The organism is Clostridium pascui (genome assembly GCF_016908015.1).
In the GTDB taxonomy this organism is placed as follows: domain Bacteria; phylum Bacillota; class Clostridia; order Clostridiales; family Clostridiaceae; genus Clostridium_AK; species Clostridium_AK pascui.
Map to the genome: position 1 here is coordinate 174,412 of NZ_JAFBDB010000004.1, position 21,923 is coordinate 196,334.

The window sequence follows — 21,923 nt, forward strand, 5'->3', positions numbered from 1 at the left end:
CTCCTACTTCTTAAGTCCCATTATTTCATATATCTTATCCATATCAAGACTTCTTCTTACTATGTCTGCCAGCATATCTAAGTTCTTTTCTCTTATATTTTCATAGTCCTTAGATTTTTTAAGTTCAATTCCTTTTTTAGCTCTTAATTTATTTATAAGCTTTTCTCTAAACTCCACCCCATCAAATATGCCATGTATATAAGTTCCAAGTACATTTTCTTCTTTACTTACTGCTCCATCTAATCTTTCCTGAGCTTCCCCATTGCAATCATATATACTAAACATTGGCTTTGCATTTTCCCCATAAGTACAAATTCCCATGTGAATTTCATAACCATATATGTCACATTCATGTCCTTTAGCCTTAACTCTTGTAGTGACCTTTTCCTTTTCAAATACTGTATCTACATCTAAAAGTCCCATACCCTTTGTTTCTTCACAATTAGATTCTACTCCATAAGGATCTTTTAATATATTTCCAAGCATTTGGTATCCTCCACAGATACCCATAACCATTCCTTGTTTAGAATAGTTTTTTATCATTTCTTCAAGACCTGTTTTTCTTAATTTAAGCAAATCTTCTATAGTGTTTTTTGTTCCTGGAATTATTAAGAGGTCCGGATTTCCAAACTCTTCTTTGGAAGTTATGTATCTCACTGAAACATCTTCTTCAAGCTTTAACGCATCAAAATCTGTAAAATTTGAAATATGAGGAAGTTTTATAATTGCTATATCTATGTCATTAGTTTTTTCCTTGTTAAATGTTGTTGCACCATCTTCATCCTCTAAATCTAATGTAAAGTATGGTACAGTTCCAATACAAGGTTTATGTATTATATCTTCAAGCATATTGATACCTGGTTTTAATATATCTATGTCTCCGCGGAACTTGTTTATTATAGTTCCCTTGACTCTATTCTTCTCATCATCACTTAGTAAAAGAAGTGTTCCTGCCAGTGATGCAAACACACCACCCTTATCTATATCTCCTACCAGAAGCACTGGTGCATCTACCATCTCTGCAAGACCCATGTTTACTATATCTCTTTCTCTTAAATTTATTTCAGCTGGGCTTCCTGCTCCTTCAATTACTATTATATCAAATTGTTTTTCTATTTTTTCAAATTCTTCCTTTAACTTTTCTGCAAATTGAAGTTTCATATTATGGTATTCCATAGCAGTGCTATTTCCATATACCTTACCATTGAATACAATTTGACACTTTTTATCGCTGGATGGTTTTAAAAGTATAGGATTCATGTACACTTCTGGTTCCAATCCCGCTGCATAAGCCTGAAGTACCTGAGCTCTTCCCATTTCCTTACCATCATGAGTTATATATGAATTCAACGCCATATTTTGTGATTTGTAAGGACATACACTATATCCATCTTGCTTAAATATTCTACATAATGCTGTTACTAGTATACTTTTTCCGACAGTAGAGCCTGTCCCCTGTAACATTATCTTTGGCATAAAGCCACTTCCTTTCTATATATGTATTATCCATTATATATTATCTATTATGTATATTAAAATTTCAATTATTAATTTAAAATTATCAATGGTTAGATTTATGGACAAACTAACCATTGATAGTTTGATAGGAGATTTATTTTAAATTTCTAGGAGTCCTTATAAATAGTAAAAAACAGCAGACTTTCGCCTACTGTTATCAACAAATAAAAAAACCGGACAAAGCCGGATTTTATCAAACACATTTGTGATCTTTCCCGCCGAAAGCTCTTAAAAAATATCACAGGCAGGTTTCCTGGCTTATGAATCACTCTTACCTTTCCCTTCCCCTTTATTAAAGAGTGGATATGAAAGGCTCGTCATCACTTACAGTAGCGGGGGCTGCCGCGGAATTTAACCGCATTCCCTTTTCACCTACTTTTAAATAGGCACCTGAATACATAATATTCAATTGACAATATAATCTTACTACTATACATACTATATGTCAAGATAATAAACCTATAAATAATTAACTACAGTCATTATTAATATTGAAGTAATATAAGTTAAGTTTATTAATGCAAAATTTTTAACTGCTAAAACAAATGTCTTGCTTTTAACTGGCTGGCTATAAAATAATTTTATATTTTTATTTATTGGAATTAAAGTAAAGAGGGTCAATAAAGACGTTACTGGCAAAATACTTAGTATTACTAATATTATTATATCTAAATAGCTGATATAATATAAAACTTTGAATAATTTCAATGCAGATTTTTTCCCTATATAATATGGAAGTGTAAATCTTTTGTTTATAACATCTTCTTCAACGTCACAAATATTATTAGCAAGCATTATGTTTGCAATTCCATTTATAGATGGTATACAAACTAAAAATATATAAAACACTTCGAATATATTTGTGTTAATCTTTAATATATTGCTTTGATACATTATCGTTACAATATTTTCATTATATATATGAATATATATAGACAAAAATGTAATTAAAAATCCCATAAATATTCCTGAAAAAACTTCTCCTAAAGGCATTCGAGAAATCGGAATAGGACCAAATGTATATAAAATGCCTGCTATAAAGGAAACAATACCTATAAATAAAACAACAACATTTGTGTTAAGGGTCAATGTTATTCCAGCTGCAGTTGCAATTATTAATAAAGTAAATATTATAAATACTGCTGTAGATTGTCTTATATTGTATTTTTCAATTGCATTTTTTACTTTATAATCATATCCCTCATTTGTATGTGCTTTTTTATAGTCACAGTAATTATTAATGGCTGTGGTAGCCATATCAAATGTTATTAATGATATAAACATAGTTATAAAATTTTCAAAATTAAAAGTTTCATATCTATATAATGAATAAAGTGTTCCAAGTATAAATGGTATAACACTTGCAACCTTTGTTTGAATTTCAACAAATTTTAAAAACCCACTTAGTGACATTTCTCTTCCTCCTAGCTAGTTCATCATCTTAAATTCAGTATTTGTAAGTTTAAAGTTATTCTTTAATCCATCAGTTATATATACCTCTTTGTTTTTAGTTACAAAAATAGCTTCTATTCCTTTAGTTTCCCTAACAAACTTCATTCCGCCATTTAATCCTTTTGAAAATACAGTAGTGGAAAGTGCATCTCCATCTATGGATTTATCACTTACTATGGTTACCCCTGCAATTTCATTATTATATGGATACCCATTAAATGGGCTCAAAATATGATGATACCTTCTCCCATCTTTTTCTATAAATCTTTCATATATACCCGATGTAACAATAGATTTATTTTGAACATCAATGGTACCAATAATTTTCCCTCTTACTTCAAATGGATTTTGAATTCCTATTTTCCATGGCTGTCCGTCGATCTTACTGCCCAACGCAAATACATTTCCTCCCAAATCTATAACCGCGCTCTTTACTTCATTTTGTTTGAGTATCTCTACAACTTCGTCTGCAGTATATCCCTTTGCAATGCCACCTAAATCGATATTCATTCCTGGCTTTTCTAAAAAAATAGACTTATCTTCATTTATTTTAACATCTTTATACCCTACAAGTTTTAATTTATCACTTATTTCTGATTCAGTTGGCACCTTAGCTTCTGGGAGCCCAATACTCCAAAGTTTTACAATTGGGCCTATGGTTATGTCAAAGCTTCCCTGTGACAACTTAGAGTATTCCAACCCCTTTTTTATTATTAAATATGTATCATCTTTGACTTTTAGAGGAGATTTTCCAGCAAAACTATTTAACCTTTCAAGTTCTGTACCTTGTTTATTTATACTTACCTCATTCTCAATTTCTTTTATTCTGTCAAATGCCCTAGTAATTATACTTTCATCTTTTTTATCGTATAACGAAATTTTTACTACTGTACCCATGAAAAAATCAGTTTTACTTATAGGTGAACTGTATTTAGTGAAGCTTCCGCTACTGCATGCCGCGGTAGATATAGTAACTATAATCGATATTAATGTCAAATATAACTTTTTTATATTAAACATTTTATAATATCCTCCTTATATATTTTCTAAATAAAAGACCCTAGGTTTATTAACCTAAGGTCTTTATATATAATTATTTCATACATTTTATTATTTAGCAAAATTAACTTTTAATACTGCTGTATCACCTTTTTTTGCATTTTCAAGTAATTCTGTAGAAAGCTTTTTAAAATTTTCTACAGAGTGAGTTGCACCAGCCACAGTGTCAACTTTAGCAGGGTCTTGTTTTTCAACTAGCGCAGCAGCTAAATCTTTAGTATACTTAGCTGGACCTATTTTAACTTTTGCTTCCATATTCTTGTTATATTCTGCATCTTCACTCTTTAGCTTTCCATCTTTGTTAGTATAGTCAAATTTTGCTACAGAAATCTTTCCGTCTTTTACTTCCATTTCAACAAATGGCTTCCATCCCTTATCATCAAAATCTGAAGCTTCTGCCTTATATTTTCCATCCTTTAAAGTAACTGCTTTTTGTTCAGCCTCGAAAGTAACCTTTAATACTGAAGTATCACCTTTTTTAGCGTTTTCAAGTAATCCTGTAGAAAGTTTCTTAAAGTTTTCTACGGAATGAGTTGCACCAGCTATAGTATCAACTTTAGCAGGATCTTGTTTCTCAATTAATGCAGCAGCTAACTCTTTAGTGTATTTAGCTGGACCTGTTTTAACCTTAGCTTCCATGTTCTTGTTATATTCTGCATCTTCACTCTTTAATTTTCCATCTTTATTAGCATAGTCAAATTTAGCTACAGAAATTTTTCCATCCTTTACTTCTACTTCAACAAATGGCTTCCACCCTCTTTCATCAAAATCTGAAGCTTCTGCCTTATATTTTCCATCCTTTAAAGCCGCTTGAGTTTTTTCATTTGATGAAGCAGGTTTTGTTTCCTCTCTCTTTTGACATCCTACAAATAAACTTGTACATACGATACTTAAAGCAAGTACTCCTGATAACCATCTTCTCTTCATTCAATTCTTCCCCCTTAATAATTAAGTTAATACCTTCATGAAGTTTGTCAAATAACAAACCTACCATTAAAACCTTTACAATGAAATTATACACAAATATATAAGTTTTTGCTAGTATAATTTTCAATATTATGGCTATTTCTATTTATATTTACTGTTAAACCTAATTTACACATCCATAAATTCACATATGAACATATATTTACTCTTGATATTACATAACACATTATTGTATCATATATATGTAGTTAAGGATGTAGACATATTCTTAATTTAGATATAAAATTTATTTATAAGGGTAATTAATTATGAATATATTAAAGAGGTGATTAAATGTCGACCAATACAAAAATACTAATTTTAGGCGCTGGATATAGTGGCGTACATGTAGCAAAAAAACTAGCTAAAAAGTATAAAAAAGATAATTCTGTAGAAATAACATTAATTGATAAAAATCCTTTTCATACTTTAATGACAGAACTTCATGAAGTTGCAGGAGGAAGAGTTCATCCTGAATCAGTCCAAATTGAACTTAGTAAGATTTTTAGTAGGACAAAGGTTAATGTGGTTACAGATTATATAGAAAATGTAAATACTGATAAAAAAGTTGTAACTACTACTTATAGCAAATATGAGTATGATTATCTTGTAATAGGTACTGGTTCAGAACCTGCATTCTTTGGAGTACCAGGAGTAAAGGAAAATGGATTTACACTTTGGTCATTTGAAGACGCGATAAAAATAAGAAGCCATATCCAATCAATGTTTGAAAAAGCTTCAAAAGAAAGAAATGAAAAGAAAAGGCATGAAATGCTTACTTTTGTAGTAGCTGGTTCTGGATTTACTGGAATTGAAATGGCTGGAGAACTTCTTGAATGGAAAACTAAACTAGCTGAAGAATATAATGTTGATGAAAAGGAAGTTAAACTCTTAGTTGTAGAAGCAATGTCTACTATTTTAAACATGCTTGATAGACAGCAAGCAGATAAAGCTGAAAAGTATATGACTAAACATGGAATCGAACTTTTAAAGAACTCTCCAATAGTTGAAGTAGGTTCAAATAGTATAAGACTAAAAAATGGAAAGGAAATTCCAACTCAAACTCTTATTTGGACTTGCGGTATACAAGCTAATCAAGAATCAAAAGAATATGGATTAGAAAGTGGCCGTGCTGGCAGACTAGTTTCCAACGAATATTTGCAAGCAGCTAACAAAGAAAATGTATTTGTAGTTGGTGATATTGCTTATAATGAAGGGGGTTCCTGTGGTGTAAACCCTCAAATAGTTGAAGCAGCACTTCAAACTGGTGGTACAGTAGTTAATAATATAGTAGCATCAATAGAAAAGAAAGAAATGACAAAATACAATGGAAAATATCATGGTTTTATGGTTTCAATTGGTGGAAGATACTGCGTTGCCAATCTTTCAGGTATGAAATTAGCCGGATTCTTTGCAATGGTAATGAAACATCTAGTTAACCTTCACTATCTATGGGGGGTAAATAATATTAATGCTTGCTATCATTATTTAATTCATGAATTCTTCTCCATGGAAGATAAGAGAAGTATAATGAGAGGACATTTATCCTCAAAGGCAAATAGATTATGGCTTGTTCCACTAAGATTGTTTATGGGTTGTATTTGGTTACTTGAGGGCTTAAAGAAATTCATCGGTGAAGATACTTGGGCAAAAGAAGGATTTAAATCATTAATGTATGGACCAAATACAGACAGCTGGATTATGTCAGGGAATATAAAAATGCCTTTTGAATGGTTATACACATCAGCTAATTCTGGAGCTTCAGCAACTGCCGAAGGTAGTGCTGCCGCTATGCCAACACCAATATTAAGCAGTATGCCAAGCTTTTATGCTGCAGTTATGAAGGTTATGATCCCAAATCCTGAGATGGCTGTTTGGTTTCAGAGAATGGTTGTTCTTATTGAAGTAGGTGTTGGACTTGCTTTACTTGCTGGATTATTTACATTCTTAGCAAGTGCTGCATCAGCATTCATGGTTGTTAATTTTATCCTTTCAGCAATGGCTGGCTGGGATATACTTTGGTACTTCTTTGGTGCTATTGCACTAATGGGTGGAGCTGGTAGGACTTTCGGCTTAGATTACTGGGTAATTCCATGGATAAATAAAGTAGTGGGTAACTGGTGGCTTGGAAAAAGAGTACCTGTTTACAAACAAAAATAATGTGAAATAATATATAAAATAAATAATTAAAGCTAACAATAGGTAGAGTGAGTTTCACTCTACCTTCTAACTATTTATAAGTTATAAGTTGATATTTAATGTAGAGGACTGATTATATGGATAAAATCTGGAATGAATATGAAGAGATAAAAACCGAATTAGCTTCTGTAATTTCAATTATGGAGAAAAACACTAAATGCAAAAATAAAAAAATAGAAACTTCCATAAGAGATTTAATTCACTCTGGTGGAAAAATGCTGCGTCCAGCATTTGTGCTTATTTCTTCACATTTTGGTAACTATGATTCTAATAAAGCTACATCCTTAGCTGCTGTAATGGAAATGATGCACATGGCTACTTTAGTTCATGATGATATTGTAGATGATTCTAAAATCAGACGAGGTCAACCAACAATTCAATCAAAGTATGGTAAGGATTATGCAGTTTATATAGGTGACTTTTTATTTTGCGTTTGCTTTAAGATTTTAGCCTCAATGTCATCTCTTAAAAATATAAAAGTAGATAGTAATTCCATGTCAAGAATTTGCTTGGGCGAAATAGATCAATTGAGTTCAAGATTTGATACTGAGCTTTCCGTAAAAAGCTACTTAAGCAGAGTTTCTGGTAAAACCGCTGAACTATTTTCACTATCATTATATATCGGAGCTGCTGAAAGTGGTTGTAGCGATGCTCTTTCTAGGAAATTGTGGAAGATAGGACATAATATTGGAATGTCATTCCAAATTATAGATGATACTTTAGACTATGTCGGAACAGATGAATCAATAAAAAAATCTGCAGCAAATGATATAAAACAAGGAATATTTACATTACCACTTATTTATGCTGCATTAAATAATAAAGAGGACTTTGATCCCTATTTTAAAAAAGATTTCTTTTCAGATCAAGATATAAGGGATATATTTATGTTGGTAAATAAATATGACGGCGTAAATAAATCAATAGAACTTGCTGATAAATATACAAAAAAGGCCTTTAAATTAATAAATAGCCTTCCAGAAAATCCTTATAAGATAGTTTTAAAAGAACTTGCCGAAAAACTTCTTACAAGAGAATATTAATAAGCACTTAACCAAAAGGACAATATCCTTATTGAATATTGTCCTTTTTTTATACTTTTAAAATAGCGGTAAAGGCTATTAAAATTGCAATCTCCACAAATTCATTATTTGCCCCTAAGCAATCTCCAGTAATTCCTCCTATTTTATTATTACAAAGTTTTAAAAATAGCAAGGTGACTATAAAGGCTACAGGTATTACTATAATAGTACTTTTAACTCCTATAAATACTATTGAAAGTGCTATAGTAACAATGAAGCTTATTATAAAATGCCATATACTTACATTACCTATAAACAAATTACCTGTCCCATTTTTCTTAGCATTTTTACCTATTAAAAATAAAAATACTAATGTACATCTACTGATAACTGGCGCAATTATTATTACAAAATGCCACCCCTTAAGTATTATAAAATTTAGTGCTGCATATCTTGATAAAATGTCAAACATAAGTGCTACGGAGGCAAAGGTTCCTATACGGCTATCCTTCATTATTTCTATTATTTTATCTTTATCACCTTTAAATGAAAAGAAACCATCAAATATGTCTCCAAACCCATCCTGATGAAGGCATCCCATTATAAGCACCCCTACTGCTAAAGTTAAAACAGTAGTTACCTCTACAGTAAATAGCCTTATACATCCATAGTATACTATCCACTGTATTCCTCCAACTAATAATCCTACTAAAGGCAACATAGCTGCTCCATCTCTAAAATTTTTAGCCTCACAAGGAAGACTTCTTTTTACAGGAAGCCTTGTTAAAAACTGAACCATCAATAAAAAATCATATATATACTCTTTCATCCTATTCACCTGCAATATAAATTTAATTAATATTTATTCACTATTATCTATTACTTAATTTTTAATGGCTGCCCACAGCATACAAGATAAACCTCATCACTTAAGCTTCCTATGTATTGATTTATAAAACCTGCAGTATCTCTAAATATTCTCCCAAGCTTATATTCTGGAACTAAGCTCCATCCAACTTCATTTGTAACTAACACTAAAGTTCTATTCAACTCTCGTGATTTTTCTATTAATTTTTTAAATTCTTCCTTTAAACGTGCGGTTATTTTATCCACATCCTCCATAGATATAAAATCAAAGTTATTATCAAGTCCTATGGAAAGCAGCCCCTGTTCCTGATCAAATAATGTATTTGTAGTCATTACTGTCACACAATCTAAAAGCATGTATTTATTATCAAAATCTTCAATTTTCTCTGCAAGATTTTTATATCCCTCTAAAGTGCCCCACTTAGGATTTCTTCTTTCCTTATGCTTTATAACTCTATCCTGCATTTCTTCATCCGTTATAACTGATGTTGCAATGTATAACACGTCATCCTTATCTTTTAATAAGTTTTCTGCAAAGGTGCTTTTTCCACTTCTTGCTCCACCTGTAACTAATATTATTTTTCCCTGTTCCATACTAACTTCCTCCTAAACTTTATATATCTGCATGAATAATAGAATCTATGTATAAATTTTCATACTCATATTTCACTAATGTTAGATCACCATTTTTTGAACCAAATTTCCAAAATACATCTAAATTTTCTCCCATAACATAAGTAAGTATAGATCTGATTACCCCGCCATGGGTTACTAGAAGTATATTTTTATCTTCAAGTTTCAGTATTTCTTGAAAAAATTCTTTTACTCTTTCATAAAACTCTACATAGGTTTCGCCATCTGGAGGTGCATAATACTTCCAATCGTCTGACCACTTTTGAAATTCTATCGGATATTCCTTTTGTATATGCTCATAGCTCTTTCCTTCAAATACTCCTAGATTCATTTCATTTAATCTTTTATCTTTTATACACAGTATGTTCTTATCTTTTGATACAATACTTGCAGTAGATATTGCTCTTTTCATATTACTTACATATATTTTATCAAAGTCTATATTTCTAATTTCATTATTTATATACTCTATTTGTTTTATTCCCTTATCCGTAATATCAACATCTAAGTTACCATAGTAAAATCTTTTTGAATTTTGTTCTGTTTCTCCATGCCTTAAAAGATATATATTCAACACTTTCACCTCTAATATTACTTATAAATACAATTTAATATTATGAAACTAATAAAAATATAGCACTTATTGTAGTGCATTGCAAATAATGTCTTATAAAAATACATAGTTTTTTAATATTATATATGTTTAGATGAAGGATTTTTTGCACTTTTATAGAATACTTAAGTATATTTAGCGGATTTCGATTTATGAAGGGAGTCAATTATTCATGTTGAAGGTACAAATTTCTAAAAATAAGACACATTTAAATTCAAGTATGCCTTCCAATGATGATATTATAGAAGTAGTATCATCCAACTTTTTAATGGATAAATTTAATGCATCTCTTTTAGAATCACTTTTAACACATACAAATGTGGGCATTACTGTCATAGATGAAAATTTTAATATAGTTATTTGGAACAATACCATGAGTAAAATTACAGGAATGCATAGAAGAGATGTAGTAAACTCATCCCTTTTTAATGTTTTTCCTTTTTTGGAGAAAATTCCAGATATTGAATGCTTTATTCAAGATAAAACTATCAATAAATATTTACCTTCTGAATCTTATGATTCCACTCCTCTATGCTCTTTTTGCCATAAATTTATAAATAATCAAGGTAGCCTTAGAAAGGTTGAAATAGAATTTTGTCCATCTCAGAAAAAAAATGAACATTGGACTTTGATACTTGTGAAAGATGTAACAGATAAAGAACTTTTAAAGGAACTATCTGAAAAAATAGAGAAAGAAGATAAACTCCTTAAAAAGCTTCAAGAAATAGATAAAATGGAAACGGAATTTTTTGCAAATATATCTCACGAACTTAGAACTCCTATTAATGTAATATTAAGTGCTACACAACTTTTAACTATGGATTTGTACGGACAACTTTCAATGCATCATGATAAAAAAGAAACTTATTATAATAGCATAAAACAAAATTCATTTAGGCTTATTAAAATAATAAATAATTTAATAGATATAACTAAATTGGAAGCTGGTTATTATAAGCTATCTTGCTCCAATTATAATATCGTAAGTGTAGTTGAAAATATAACACTATCCATAGCTAGTTATGTGGAGGATAAATCCATTAACCTTATATTCGATACTGATGTAGAAGAAAAGATAATATCTTGTGATCCTGAAAAAATTGAGAGAATAGTATTAAACTTAATATCCAATGCATTAAAATTTACTAATCCTGGTGGCTGCATTATGGTAACCTTAAAGGATTTAGGAGATAAAGTTAAGTTATATGTTAAAGATACTGGAGTTGGAATTCCCGAAGATAAATTAGAGCTCATATTTGAAAGATTTTCTCAAGTTGATAGAACTTTAGAAAGAAATAAAGACGGCAGTGGCATAGGTCTTTCCCTAGTAAAATCTTTAGTCGAGCTTCATGGTGGGGAGATAGATGTTAAAAGCACATTTGGTGAAGGTTGCGAATTTATAATCACACTTCCTGCAATACTAACAAGTGAAAAAGTTAACATGTATGAAAATAATTTAAGTGATAACTTAGTTGAAAGAATAAGCATAGAATTTTCAGATATATATAAATAATCCTACAAGGAGCTATTTATGAGTGAGCTAAATTTAATAAACCACAATATTTATTATCTATTTTTATACTTCACTGTATATGCTTTTTTAGGTTGGGTTCTAGAAACCATATATGCTACTATTAAAAATGACTGTTTTATAAACAGGGGGTTCTTAAAGGGGCCCTTTTGTCCTATTTATGGCTTTGGAACTATATTTTTGATAATATTTCTAAAACCTTTTATTAATAATGTATTTGCGCTATTTATATTCTCTATTATACTTACTTCACTTTTAGAATACTTTACCGGGTATATTTTAGAAACCTTATTTCATAGTAGTTGGTGGGATTATAACAATAGAAAATATAATATAAAAGGTAGAATTTGCTTGGAATTCTCAATATATTGGGGATTACTTTCAGTTTTTATATTAAAAATAATTCATCCAACTGTAGACTTCATTATAAAGTGGATTCCTTTCCCAATTGGAACTTGGATTTTTTCTGCATTACTTGCATATTTTATTTCAGATTTTACAGCTAGTTTAATAGAAGTAATTCATATGCATTCATTATTTAAAGAGCTTCATAATATAAACTTAGAAATAAAAGAGAGGCTAGAAAACTTAAACTTTCATATAAAATCACTAAGAAGGAACAAACAAATTGATACTGACTCAGAGGATTTAATAGCTGAATTAAAAACTCGATATGAATATATAATATCTAAAGCCATTAAGAGATCTTCAAGAATCCGCAATGCCTTCCCTGAATTTAAATCTAAGAGATTTAATGGAGTGCTGAAGGATATAGTGGAGAAAATTCATGGAAAAAAATAATTCCTTCTAAATCCTAGCCTCTACGTTCGAATCACTAATCTCTATAAAAGTTGCACATTTTTTAATGTTGGATATAGTATGGAATTTACATCGTAAAAAACAGTAAACTGTCTTCCTATATGTAAATCCCATACTCCAAATTCTACATTAAGAATTTAGCTGTACTCAATTCTTACCTTACTTCCACCGGTTCCCGATACTGGAGGCTCTACTATAAGTTTTACAGGCACTCTATTTTTAAGCTCTTCCACATGGCTTATTATTCCTACACTTAATCTACTGCTTCTTAATCTTTCAAGAGATGTCATAACCACTTCTAAAAGTGTATTATCCAAAGTTCCAAATCCTTCATCTAAGAAGAAAAACTCAAGCGGCGTACTTCCCTTTAACTGAATCTGAGAAGATAATGCAAGCGCAAGGGCAAGCGAGGTAACGAATGTTTCTCCCCCTGAAAGTGTAGCTGTGCTTCTTATGCTCCCACCATTATTATCATCCCTTATAACAAAATTGCTATTCGGGTCAAGCTGAAGTGCATATCTATCTCCTGTTATTTCCTTAAGTCTCTTAGAGGATTCCAAGGCTATATACTTTAGATGATGCGTTGCTGCAAACTCCACAAATTTATTCCCTTCCACTAGCTTTTCTATGTCCTGAATAATACTTAATTTATGCTTTATTTTCTTTTGAACTTCTAATAAATCATCAACACTTTTTAGCGCTTTTTCCATGTCTTGAAGTTCTTTTTCCAAAGCAGCTATTTCCTTTATCTTTGAGGTTAAAAGTTTCGATTTTTCCTCTTTATTCTGTATAATTTGAAGCCATTTTTCTTCTTCAATACTTTCTCCATTTAGCCTTTCATTAACTCTCTCTATGTTATTTATGGTATTTTTAAACTCCTCCTCAAATGATTCAACAGCATTCTTTAGCCTTTCCATTTCCTTAACTTCCACCAAAGAATCTCTAGCATCTCCTATGGTTACAAATTCATTTTCTATAAGAGATTCATTTAATTTTAACTGATAGCTTTTTAAAGATCCATTAAGGCTTTCTCCTAACTGCTCTTCTCCCCATTTTCTTTCTTGAATAAACTGTTTTTCAGTCTTTTCTTTTTCAAGGGACTTCCTAAGCTCCTTTTCAGCTTTATTTATAAGCTCTATTTTGCTTTTTACTTCTTTTATATATTCCTCAATATTTCTTCCCTCAGAAAACCTATTTATTTCTGTCTCTTCAGCCTTTATAAAGTTTGTTTTTTCCACTCCACTTTGGGTTATAACTCCCATTGCATTTTTAATTTCATTTAACTTAACTTCTAACTCAGTCCTTTTAGCTTGAAAATTTTCTAATTTATTTCTTTCTTCTTTAAGTAAAACTTCTTTACTTTCTCTTTCTTTATCTTTTTTATTTATGTGTTCTAATTCCTTTATTAAGCTTTCTACATTTAATTCCTTTATAATATTGCTCCACTGCTCTTTTAGCTTTATATGCTTTTCCTGCAATCCAATAATTTCAGAGTTAATTTCATCTATAGAAAGTTTTGATGAGTTAATCTTTTCCTCCAATGTGATTATGGATTTTTCACTAGTTAACTTTTCTTCTTTTAGTCCATTTATTTTATTTTCTATTATTTCCTTTTTAGTTTTATATTCCTTAATAGATTTATCTAAACCTTGAGCTTCATCATTAAGCTTATTTAATTCCTGCTGAATTTCTTCAATTTTTATATCCTTTAAATTACTTATACATTCTCTTAACTGCTCATTTATATTGTCTTCATTAAGCTTAACCTGAAACAATTCTCCTTCAAGCTTTATTTTGTCATTTTGCAAAAGACTAACTATTTCTTTAAGCTCCTCCTCAGTATTAGCTAAATATTCTAATTTATCCAAGGAAGTGCTTCCTGCTAAAGATGGATGGTGAATAGAGCCGCATACTGGGCAGGCCTCTCCCTCTTCAATTTCTTCAGCTAAAATAGACGCCATGTTTTTCTTTTTATATTTTTCTATATCATTTTTATTTTTTTTAAGTTCATTCTCCTTTATATTAAGACTTGCCATAAGCTTTTCCAATTTACTTTCTAGTAAAGCTCTCTGTTCTATAAAAGGCTTCAATCTACCTTCCAGCTCACATTTCTTTCCTTGTTGTTTTAGCGTTTCCTCAAGTTTTTGGTTTTTTAAATATCTTTTTTCCTTTAAAGATAATAAAGCACTTTCATCTCCAGGATTTAAATTTTCAAGTTCCTGCATTTCCTTTTGAAATAACCTTAATGCTTGAAATAATTCTTCTTCCTTCTTCTTTGAAACATCATAATGCTTAGTAAGCTTTTTAAGCTCATCTTTTTTTAAATTTAACTTATCCTTTACATCTTGGAATCTTTTAGATAATTCCTTTAGTTCTCTCTCCTTTAAAGCTCCTTCTTGTACATTTTCCTTAAACTCACCTTGAACTTTTAAGCTGCTTATATCCTTTTCCAAACTTTCAATGTTTAATTTTATAAGCTCTGTATCTTTATTTGTCTTTTTTAGTTCATCTTCATTTAAACTTTTCTCAGCTCCTCGTTTTTTCCATTCTATTTGCAGCGCATCCCTATCTTTTATTATAATATTTAACTTCTCCCGCCTATCTTTAGCTATTAAAAGATCTGATTCCTTTTTAATTAAAATCGGAAGTTTACAATTTTTTTCATCTAGTGCATAATTATATTTATCTTCTAATTTCCTTAGCATTACTTCCTTTAAATTAAGTTGTGTACTTAAGCCTTCTATATTAACTTTATTCTTTTCCAGCTTTTCTTCTGTATCTATTACACTTTCAAGAAATGGCTTTACTTTAGAAGCCCTTATGCCCCTATCCCATTTATATTTTTTTAAATTTATTTCTTTCTCTTTTTCTTTAACAATTTGAAGCTTTTCTAAATACCCATTAAGCTCCTTTTGAAGCTCCCAAATTTTCTTATATTTTTCATAATGATTTTCAGCAGCTGATTTATCCAAGCTTAACCTTTTTTCTTCCACATGAAGCAAATCCATTTTTTCTTTTAAATAATGATATCTTTCCTTTGATATTCCTTCAAAACTTTTAAGTTGACCCTCAAGCTGTTGAAGCTTTGTATATGTCTTTACCCTAACCTTTTTTATCTTTTCAGAAAGATTTTTCCCGTAACTTTCAAGAAGGAATATTCTCTCAAGCATATCACGTCTTTCTCTTCCAGTAAGCTTTAAAAATTCACTAAACTTACCCTGGGGAAGAACCACAGAACGAGTAAAATCATCTAATGTAAGGCCTATTATGGATTTTATACTTTCTTCTACACTCCTAACCCCTTCTGCTACTATCTCCCTTTCATCATCTTTAATATATACCAATCTTGAGGATGAAGTTTTATATTTATTTCTATCCTTTTTCTCTCTTTTTATAATTCTCTCCACGCTGTAGGTTTTTCTTTCGCCTTCATTCAGCACCTGAAACTCATAATATACATACATATCTTCTGAAAAGCTGTTTATATACTCATTGCTTCCTCTAGCAATCGAACCATACAAAGATAAGGTTATAGCATCTAATATTGTGGATTTACCACTTCCTGTGGGTCCAAATATTCCAAAAAGCCCTCTTTCCACAAGCTGATCAAAATAGATATCCTGCTCTTCTATAAAGCTATTTAATCCCTTTATCTTAAGTCTTTTAGGCTTCATCTTCTTCATCTCCCTGTATTATACTTAAAAACAAATCCATAACTTCACTATCAGGCTCTACCCCTCTTTGGTTTATATAAAACTCCTTAAATATTTCATCCATGGATTTTTCCTTTAAGCTTTCAAATGCAATTTCATCTTCAACTTCACTTTTTATTTTAGGTTTTATTTCTACAATATCCCTTTTTAACTCTCTAAGAGTTTTTATATCTTCTTGGGATAAAAAAGTATCCATAGTTATTTCCAAGTATACCCAGACTTCTCTTAATGAATTTTCCTCACATTTCTTTATAGCTTCTTCTATTCCGCTGCACTTCCATATTTCAATTGGCTTGTATGTATTTATCATAATAGTTTCTATCTTTGCTTCTTTTTTAGGCTTTACATCCACTATATAAAGACATTTAGCATAGTTTATCTCACTTTTGCTATATTGAAGAGGAGAACCTGAGTAATATACAGGATAATCTACTCCTTTAACTCTTTGAGGCTTATGAAGATGTCCTAATGCTGCATATTGAGCATTTTTAGGAAACTTATTTATATCTACTGCTAAAGTTCCACCAAGCTCAATAGGCCTTTCAGAGTCACTTCCTTCTCCTCCCCTTATAAATAGATGAGAAACTATTATATTTATAGTATCGTCTCTGAACTTACAGGATAAGTCTTCTAAGATTTGCCCTACCTTTTCTGAGTAATCCCTTCTTCTAAGTTCATCTTCTTGATTATCAGAGATAATCTCATTTAATCTTTTTTCACTAGGGTAAGGAAGAGTTATAATAACTGCTTTTTCATCCTTTATCTTAATCTCTATACATCCCTCGCAGGAGTCTATCACTTCCATTTCACCGTAAGTTCCCACAGGTACTACACTTTTAGGAAGTCCAACCATTATAATTCCCTGTTCCTTAGCTAAAGGATTTGCAGCAACAAGCCTTTCCGGATTATCATGATTACCTGAAATTACAAGTATTCCTCTTTTCCCCCCTTGAGAAATTCTATTAAGTGCTCTATAAAATAAATTTTCTGCCCTAGCGGGAGGATTTGAATTATCATATATATCTCCTGCAATTATTACCAAATCTACTTCATTTTTTTCTACAACTTCTATAAAGTCCTCTAAAAACAACTCCTGCTCTTCTAAACGGCTATATCCTTCTAAACTTTTTCCCAGATGCCAATCTGATGTATGAAGTATTCGCAATCTTATCCCTTCCAATCTTAAGTATTTGAACATCTCTTTATTTCTACTTTTATGATTCTAATTCATATCTATATTCACATTGAATTCTCAAACTATTATTTATCCTAATTATACTAAACTTATATTTCTTTTTCTAGCGAACTATTGTAGTATCAAAGCTGCATGTATCTTCATATAATATAATAACCTTGGATAATAGCCTCGGTCTTTTAAAGAGGAGGTGAAATTTATGTGGTGCTGCTGGTGGATATGGTGCTTTATATGGTGGATTATAATTATTGCGATAATTTTTGCAATATTAAGATGCCTATTTAGTTGTTTTTCATGGTGTTAACTTAATATATTTAATATGATAATAAATACTTGCATAGATTTTTCAGGGATGCCCTTCACGGCATCCCTTTTTTAACCTCAAAAAATAAATAAAAAACTTCCATACAGTAATTAAGCTTGGAAGTTTTTTATTTATTTTTTGATAAACTATATTTTATCATATATTTAACCATGGGAGATTAACCTCCTATGGCTTTTACCCCTTCCTAAAAATTTTATTAGGCGCTTCTTTTATAAGCAGAGTTTTCTTCTTCTGGCTTTTCCATGCTTTCTTCTAAACATTCGTCTATAACGTCTTGTGTTAAGTTAAATATCTTTTCGTCTTTCATTCAATGTCACCTCTCTCTAATATTATGTTAACCTGTTTTAGTATATGTATTAGTATATCACGTTTATATTATATTGCAAGATATTTCGTATTACAGTTCATTACAAAACATTTTGTAAATATTAAGAATATCTAAAAATATTGTCAAATAAGAAAGAACAGGGGTTACCTGTTCTTTCTTATTTGACATTTCCACTAAGTAAATCTGAAAGTTCGAGCCCTGATAATTCATTTTTTTCATAATTTGCCCACTCGGGCTCCACGTCTTTACCAGGTTCTCTATCAATTTCATTATGAATTTCATTAATATTCTCTATAGGAAACGTTATTATAAATTCGCTTCCTTTTCCTAGTTCACTTTTTAGTTTAATATTTCCATTATGAAGTTCTACCATTGATTTCACTAAATAAAGTCCTAAACCGCTGCCTTTATCTTTACTATCTCTTGCCGCTCCTTCTATTTGCTTAAATCTATCAAATATTATTTTTTGTTTATCCTTTGCGATACCTATCCCCGTATCTTTAACACTAATTTCAACTTTATCTTTTCCTTGATAAACATTTACATATATTTTTCCATGCTTAGGAGTAAACTTAGCTGCATTAGACAATAAATTAAGCATTACCCTCTCAATTTTTTCAGGGTCACAATTCATATACATTTCCTCTACTTCTGTATCGAAAATGCACTCTATATTTCTACTTTCCACATATTCTATCATGGACAATACACTTTCTTCTACTACAGATACTATATTACAATTTTTAAGTTGTAATTCATAAAAACCCGAATTCATTTTCGTCATATCTATTAAGTTATTTATAAGTTTTAAAAGTCTTAATGAATTTTGCTTAATTACATCTATTTTTTTATGCAAACTTACGCCTTCTTCTTTTATCATTCCCTTTTGTATGTAAAGTTCTATGAGTTGTACACTGCTAAGCATTACATTTAAGGGAGTTCTAAGTTCATGTGATACATTGGTGAAAAACTCCGTTGTAATCTCATCCTGTACTCTAACTTCATCTAAAAGCTGTTGAGTTTTTATAAGCATTTTTTCAGCTTTTTTTCTTTTATATATATTAATTATAAGCATAATTATTGCAAAAATAAAAATTATAAACATTAAAACCGTATAAATATCCTGCTTGGCAAGCCAACCTTCTAAAGTTTCCATGATTTCAACTCCCTTTTGCTTTCATAGTTTAATATTAACATTGTTTTTTTACTTTTTCAACAAATTACAACATATTTTTTCAAAATAATTGTTATTTTTTACACTTAATACAAATAATAAAAAAAAGAAAAACATTAACCCTTCTATGATTAATGTTTTTCTAGAAATATAATTTTATTAAAATATTATAGGCTAGAGTTTAGTTGTTTTTTCTACTACCTTAAGTATTACTTCTACTGCCTTTTCCATAGATTCTACAGGTATAAATTCATATTTTCCATGAAAGTTATGTCCGCCTGTAAAAAAGTTTGGCGTAGGTAATCCCATAAAGGATAATCTAGCGCCATCTGTTCCTCCCCTTATAGGAGTTACCTTTGGAATTACTCCTGCCTCTATCATGGCTTCATGAGCAATGTCTACTATATATTTAGAAGGCTCAACTTTTTCCTTCATATTATAATACTGATCTCTTACTTTTAAAGATACAAGCTCTTTTCCATACTTTTCATTTATCTTATTTGCTATTTGTTGTATGAAATTTTTTCTTTTTTCAAAACTTTCTTTATCAAAATCTCTTATTATATAGCTAAGTTCAGTAGATTCTACATCTCCCTTTATAGAAGTTAAGTGATAAAATCCTTCATATCCTTCTGTGTTTTCTGGAACTTCATTTTGAGGAAGACCTCTCATAAATTCTGCAGCTATAAGGGCAGAATTTACCATAGCATTTTTAGCAGTGCCTGGATGAACATTTCTTCCTTTGATAGTTACCTTTGCTGAAGCAGCGTTAAAGTTTTCATACTCTAACTCCCCTATAGCTCCTCCATCCACAGTGTATGCAAAATGTGCATTGAATTTTTCCACATCAAAATGATTTGCACCCTCTCCAATTTCCTCATCTGGAGTAAAAGCCACTTTTATAGTACCATGTGGAATCTGAGGATTATCTATTAAATACCTCATGGCAGTAACTATTTCCGCAATTCCTGCCTTATCATCTGCGCCTAAAAGTGTTGTTCCATCAGTTGTAATTAATGTTTTACCTATATAGTTTTTAAGATCTGGAAATTCACTTGGCATTAGCACTATATTGTTTTCCTTATTTAAAACTATATCCCCCCCATCATAGTTTTCTACAAACTTAGGGTTTACATCTTTTCCACTCATATCCGGACTTGTATCCATGTGCGCTATAAATCCTACTACTGGAACCTGTTTATCTATATTTGAAGGAATTTCAGCCATTACATAAAAATTTTCATCCACTGTTACATTTGTAAATCCTAAACTTTCAAGCTCTCTGCCAAGTTCCTTTGCAAAAATCTTTTGGCCTTCTGAACTTGGAGTAACTCCCGATTCTTCATCTGATTTTGTATCAAACTTCACATATTTTAAAAATCTTTCTACTACTTCTTTCATTTATATTCACGCTCCTTATTTATAATTTCTAGTTAACATAAACCTATTTTACCAATTTAGCCAAATAAAATCAAAGAATCCTAAAATAAATTTACAGATTAATAATTTATAATTGAAACTTAACAATTTAATAAGCATATAAATATATTGATAGCATATTTAAGAGGAAGTGATGAAATGAAGTTTAACGCTGTTTTTGAAGGAGGAGGACTTCGAGCTATTGCCTTTGTCGGTGCTCTGTCATGTTTAGAAAAACAGGGACATATATGGGAAAATGCTGCTGGTACCTCTGCAGGTTCTTTAATAGCCTCTTTAGTTTGCTCAGGTTATACTTCTAAAGAATTAAAAGATTTACTTATAAATGTAAACTTTCTTAAATTTATAGATAGTGACACGCTTATAAAAAAAACTATGGTCACTAAAGCTATAAGCTTTTTTAAAGATAAGGGTATATATTCAGGAGATTATTTAGAAGAATGGATGGATAAGTTACTTAAAGAAAAAGGTATAACTACATTTGGGGATTTAAAAAGTAAGAATGGATGTATCTTAAAAATAATAGCTTCTGATATAACTAAAAAAAGGCTGATAATTTTACCTGATGATTTGCCTCAATACGGCATAGATCCCGACAGTTTTCCTATTGCTAAGGCTGTTAGAATGAGCTGCAGCATACCTTTTTATTTTAAACCTGTTGAACTGAACCATAAAGATGGAGTAAGTTTCATAGTAGATGGCTCACTTTGCTGTAATTACCCAATAACTATATTCGATAGTATGAATACTTCCATTTCCACATTAGGATTTAAATTCAAAATATCTAAGGTAAGTTATACGGCTCTAGGTAAAACTGACCCTCTTTCTCTTTTATTCGATATGGCTGACACCATCAGAAGTCAAAACATAGAAGATGACTGGGTAAAGGAGGAAAATCTTAAACGTTCCATTTTAATTCCTATAGAGGATGTAGACTCTAAAGAATTTGATATTACCAAAGAAAAAAGCCTAAACCTTTATCGGTCAGGCTATAGAAGTGCTCAAGAATTTCTCGAAATGAGAAATTCTTAGGGACTAGGGACTAGGGACTAGGGACTAGGGACTAGGGACT

Annotated in this window: 16 protein-coding genes and 1 riboswitch; of the genes, 5 read left to right on the top strand and 11 right to left on the bottom strand. The window is 30.6% G+C overall.

Features of this window, described 5'->3' with window-relative positions; all coding sequences use genetic code 11:
* Positions 1-3: 3 nt before the first annotated feature.
* The 4 genes from JOC70_RS11515 to JOC70_RS11530 all read right to left on the bottom strand — a co-directional run bounded on the left by JOC70_RS11515 (position 4) and on the right by JOC70_RS11530 (position 4,956).
* Positions 4-1,476, bottom strand: a complete 1,473-nt coding sequence (locus JOC70_RS11515) for a cobyric acid synthase (protein ID WP_204599032.1) — start codon at positions 1,474-1,476, stop codon at positions 4-6.
* 268 nt (positions 1,477-1,744) lie between these two features.
* Positions 1,745-1,927, bottom strand: a riboswitch (cobalamin riboswitch).
* Between the two features lie 50 nt (positions 1,928-1,977).
* Positions 1,978-2,931, bottom strand: coding sequence for a 1,4-dihydroxy-2-naphthoate polyprenyltransferase (gene menA, locus JOC70_RS11520; RefSeq protein ID WP_204599033.1), 954 nt, complete (start codon positions 2,929-2,931; stop codon positions 1,978-1,980).
* A 15-nt stretch (positions 2,932-2,946) separates the two neighbouring features.
* A complete protein-coding gene (locus JOC70_RS11525; RefSeq protein ID WP_204599034.1) occupies positions 2,947-3,990 on the bottom strand; it encodes an FAD:protein FMN transferase in 1,044 nt (347 codons plus the stop codon).
* Positions 3,991-4,080: 90 nt separating this feature from the next.
* A complete protein-coding gene (locus JOC70_RS11530; protein WP_204599035.1) occupies positions 4,081-4,956 on the bottom strand; it encodes an FMN-binding protein in 876 nt (291 codons plus the stop codon).
* A 333-nt stretch (positions 4,957-5,289) separates the two neighbouring features.
* Here JOC70_RS11530 and JOC70_RS11535 point away from each other — a divergent pair, with 333 nt between their 5' ends.
* Together JOC70_RS11535 and JOC70_RS11540 are read left to right on the top strand one after the other, a co-directional pair.
* Entirely contained in the window at positions 5,290-7,155 is a 1,866-nt protein-coding gene (locus JOC70_RS11535) for an FAD-dependent oxidoreductase (protein ID WP_204599036.1), read from the top strand.
* A 116-nt stretch (positions 7,156-7,271) separates the two neighbouring features.
* The gene (locus JOC70_RS11540; protein ID WP_204599037.1) at positions 7,272-8,237 is read left to right on the top strand and encodes a polyprenyl synthetase family protein; all 966 of its coding nucleotides are present in this window, start codon (positions 7,272-7,274) and stop codon (positions 8,235-8,237) included.
* A gap of 49 nt (positions 8,238-8,286) precedes the next feature.
* Here JOC70_RS11540 and cobS read toward each other — a convergent pair whose 3' ends face one another.
* From cobS to cobC, 3 genes are read right to left on the bottom strand one after another with little or no spacing between them, the layout of a single operon-like run.
* A complete protein-coding gene (cobS, locus tag JOC70_RS11545; RefSeq protein WP_204599038.1) occupies positions 8,287-9,045 on the bottom strand; it encodes an adenosylcobinamide-GDP ribazoletransferase in 759 nt (252 codons plus the stop codon).
* A 50-nt stretch (positions 9,046-9,095) separates the two neighbouring features.
* Positions 9,096-9,677 carry a bifunctional adenosylcobinamide kinase/adenosylcobinamide-phosphate guanylyltransferase gene (gene cobU / locus JOC70_RS11550; RefSeq protein WP_204599039.1) on the bottom strand — a complete coding sequence of 194 codons (582 nt, stop codon included), beginning with the start codon at positions 9,675-9,677 and terminating at the stop codon, positions 9,096-9,098.
* A 19-nt stretch (positions 9,678-9,696) separates the two neighbouring features.
* Positions 9,697-10,290: an alpha-ribazole phosphatase gene (gene cobC, locus JOC70_RS11555; RefSeq protein WP_204599040.1), complete on the bottom strand. Its 594-nt coding sequence runs from the start codon at positions 10,288-10,290 to the stop codon at positions 9,697-9,699.
* A 211-nt stretch (positions 10,291-10,501) separates the two neighbouring features.
* On the opposite strand from cobC, the gene JOC70_RS11560 reads away from it, so the two are divergent.
* Positions 10,502-11,842, top strand: a complete 1,341-nt coding sequence (locus JOC70_RS11560) for a PAS domain-containing sensor histidine kinase (protein WP_204599041.1) — start codon at positions 10,502-10,504, stop codon at positions 11,840-11,842.
* An 18-nt stretch (positions 11,843-11,860) separates the two neighbouring features.
* A complete protein-coding gene (locus JOC70_RS11565; protein ID WP_204599042.1) occupies positions 11,861-12,661 on the top strand; it encodes a putative ABC transporter permease in 801 nt (266 codons plus the stop codon).
* A 155-nt stretch (positions 12,662-12,816) separates the two neighbouring features.
* Here the strand turns inward: JOC70_RS11565 and JOC70_RS11570 are convergent, their stop codons facing one another.
* From JOC70_RS11570 to pepT, 4 genes are all read right to left on the bottom strand, one after another.
* Positions 12,817-16,353: an AAA family ATPase gene (locus tag JOC70_RS11570; RefSeq protein WP_204599043.1), complete on the bottom strand. Its 3,537-nt coding sequence runs from the start codon at positions 16,351-16,353 to the stop codon at positions 12,817-12,819.
* Entirely contained in the window at positions 16,343-17,557 is a 1,215-nt protein-coding gene (locus JOC70_RS11575; protein WP_204599044.1) for an exonuclease SbcCD subunit D, read from the bottom strand. The genes JOC70_RS11570 and JOC70_RS11575 overlap by 11 nt, the downstream gene beginning before the upstream one ends.
* Before the next feature lie 840 nt (positions 17,558-18,397).
* Positions 18,398-19,396 carry a sensor histidine kinase gene (locus JOC70_RS11580; protein WP_204599045.1) on the bottom strand — a complete coding sequence of 333 codons (999 nt, stop codon included), beginning with the start codon at positions 19,394-19,396 and terminating at the stop codon, positions 18,398-18,400.
* A gap of 192 nt (positions 19,397-19,588) precedes the next feature.
* Entirely contained in the window at positions 19,589-20,815 is a 1,227-nt protein-coding gene (gene pepT, locus JOC70_RS11585) for a peptidase T (protein WP_204599046.1), read from the bottom strand.
* Positions 20,816-20,992: 177 nt separating this feature from the next.
* Between pepT and JOC70_RS11590 the strand changes: the two genes are divergently transcribed.
* Complete coding sequence (locus tag JOC70_RS11590; protein ID WP_204599047.1) at positions 20,993-21,883, top strand: patatin-like phospholipase family protein; 891 nt, start codon at positions 20,993-20,995, stop codon at positions 21,881-21,883.
* Positions 21,884-21,923 lie beyond the last annotated feature (40 nt).

Excerpts from the sequence above, each read along its gene's own strand:
- JOC70_RS11560 (WP_204599041.1), top strand. The coding sequence starts at position 10,502 with ATGTTGAAGGTACAAATTTCTAAAAATAAGACACATTTAAATTCAAGT.
- JOC70_RS11530 (WP_204599035.1), bottom strand. The coding sequence starts at position 4,956 with ATGAAGAGAAGATGGTTATCAGGAGTACTTGCTTTAAGTATCGTATGT.
- pepT (WP_204599046.1), bottom strand. The coding sequence starts at position 20,815 with ATGAAAGAAGTAGTAGAAAGATTTTTAAAATATGTGAAGTTTGATACA.
- cobS (WP_204599038.1), bottom strand. The coding sequence starts at position 9,045 with ATGAAAGAGTATATATATGATTTTTTATTGATGGTTCAGTTTTTAACA.
- JOC70_RS11565 (WP_204599042.1), top strand. The coding sequence starts at position 11,861 with ATGAGTGAGCTAAATTTAATAAACCACAATATTTATTATCTATTTTTA.
- JOC70_RS11535 (WP_204599036.1), top strand. The coding sequence starts at position 5,290 with ATGTCGACCAATACAAAAATACTAATTTTAGGCGCTGGATATAGTGGC.
- cobU (WP_204599039.1), bottom strand. The coding sequence starts at position 9,677 with ATGGAACAGGGAAAAATAATATTAGTTACAGGTGGAGCAAGAAGTGGA.
- JOC70_RS11540 (WP_204599037.1), top strand. The coding sequence starts at position 7,272 with ATGGATAAAATCTGGAATGAATATGAAGAGATAAAAACCGAATTAGCT.
- menA (WP_204599033.1), bottom strand. The coding sequence starts at position 2,931 with ATGTCACTAAGTGGGTTTTTAAAATTTGTTGAAATTCAAACAAAGGTT.
- JOC70_RS11580 (WP_204599045.1), bottom strand. The coding sequence starts at position 19,396 with ATGGAAACTTTAGAAGGTTGGCTTGCCAAGCAGGATATTTATACGGTT.
- JOC70_RS11515 (WP_204599032.1), bottom strand. The coding sequence starts at position 1,476 with ATGCCAAAGATAATGTTACAGGGGACAGGCTCTACTGTCGGAAAAAGT.
- JOC70_RS11590 (WP_204599047.1), top strand. The coding sequence starts at position 20,993 with ATGAAGTTTAACGCTGTTTTTGAAGGAGGAGGACTTCGAGCTATTGCC.
- JOC70_RS11525 (WP_204599034.1), bottom strand. The coding sequence starts at position 3,990 with ATGTTTAATATAAAAAAGTTATATTTGACATTAATATCGATTATAGTT.
- JOC70_RS11570 (WP_204599043.1), bottom strand. The coding sequence starts at position 16,353 with ATGAAGCCTAAAAGACTTAAGATAAAGGGATTAAATAGCTTTATAGAA.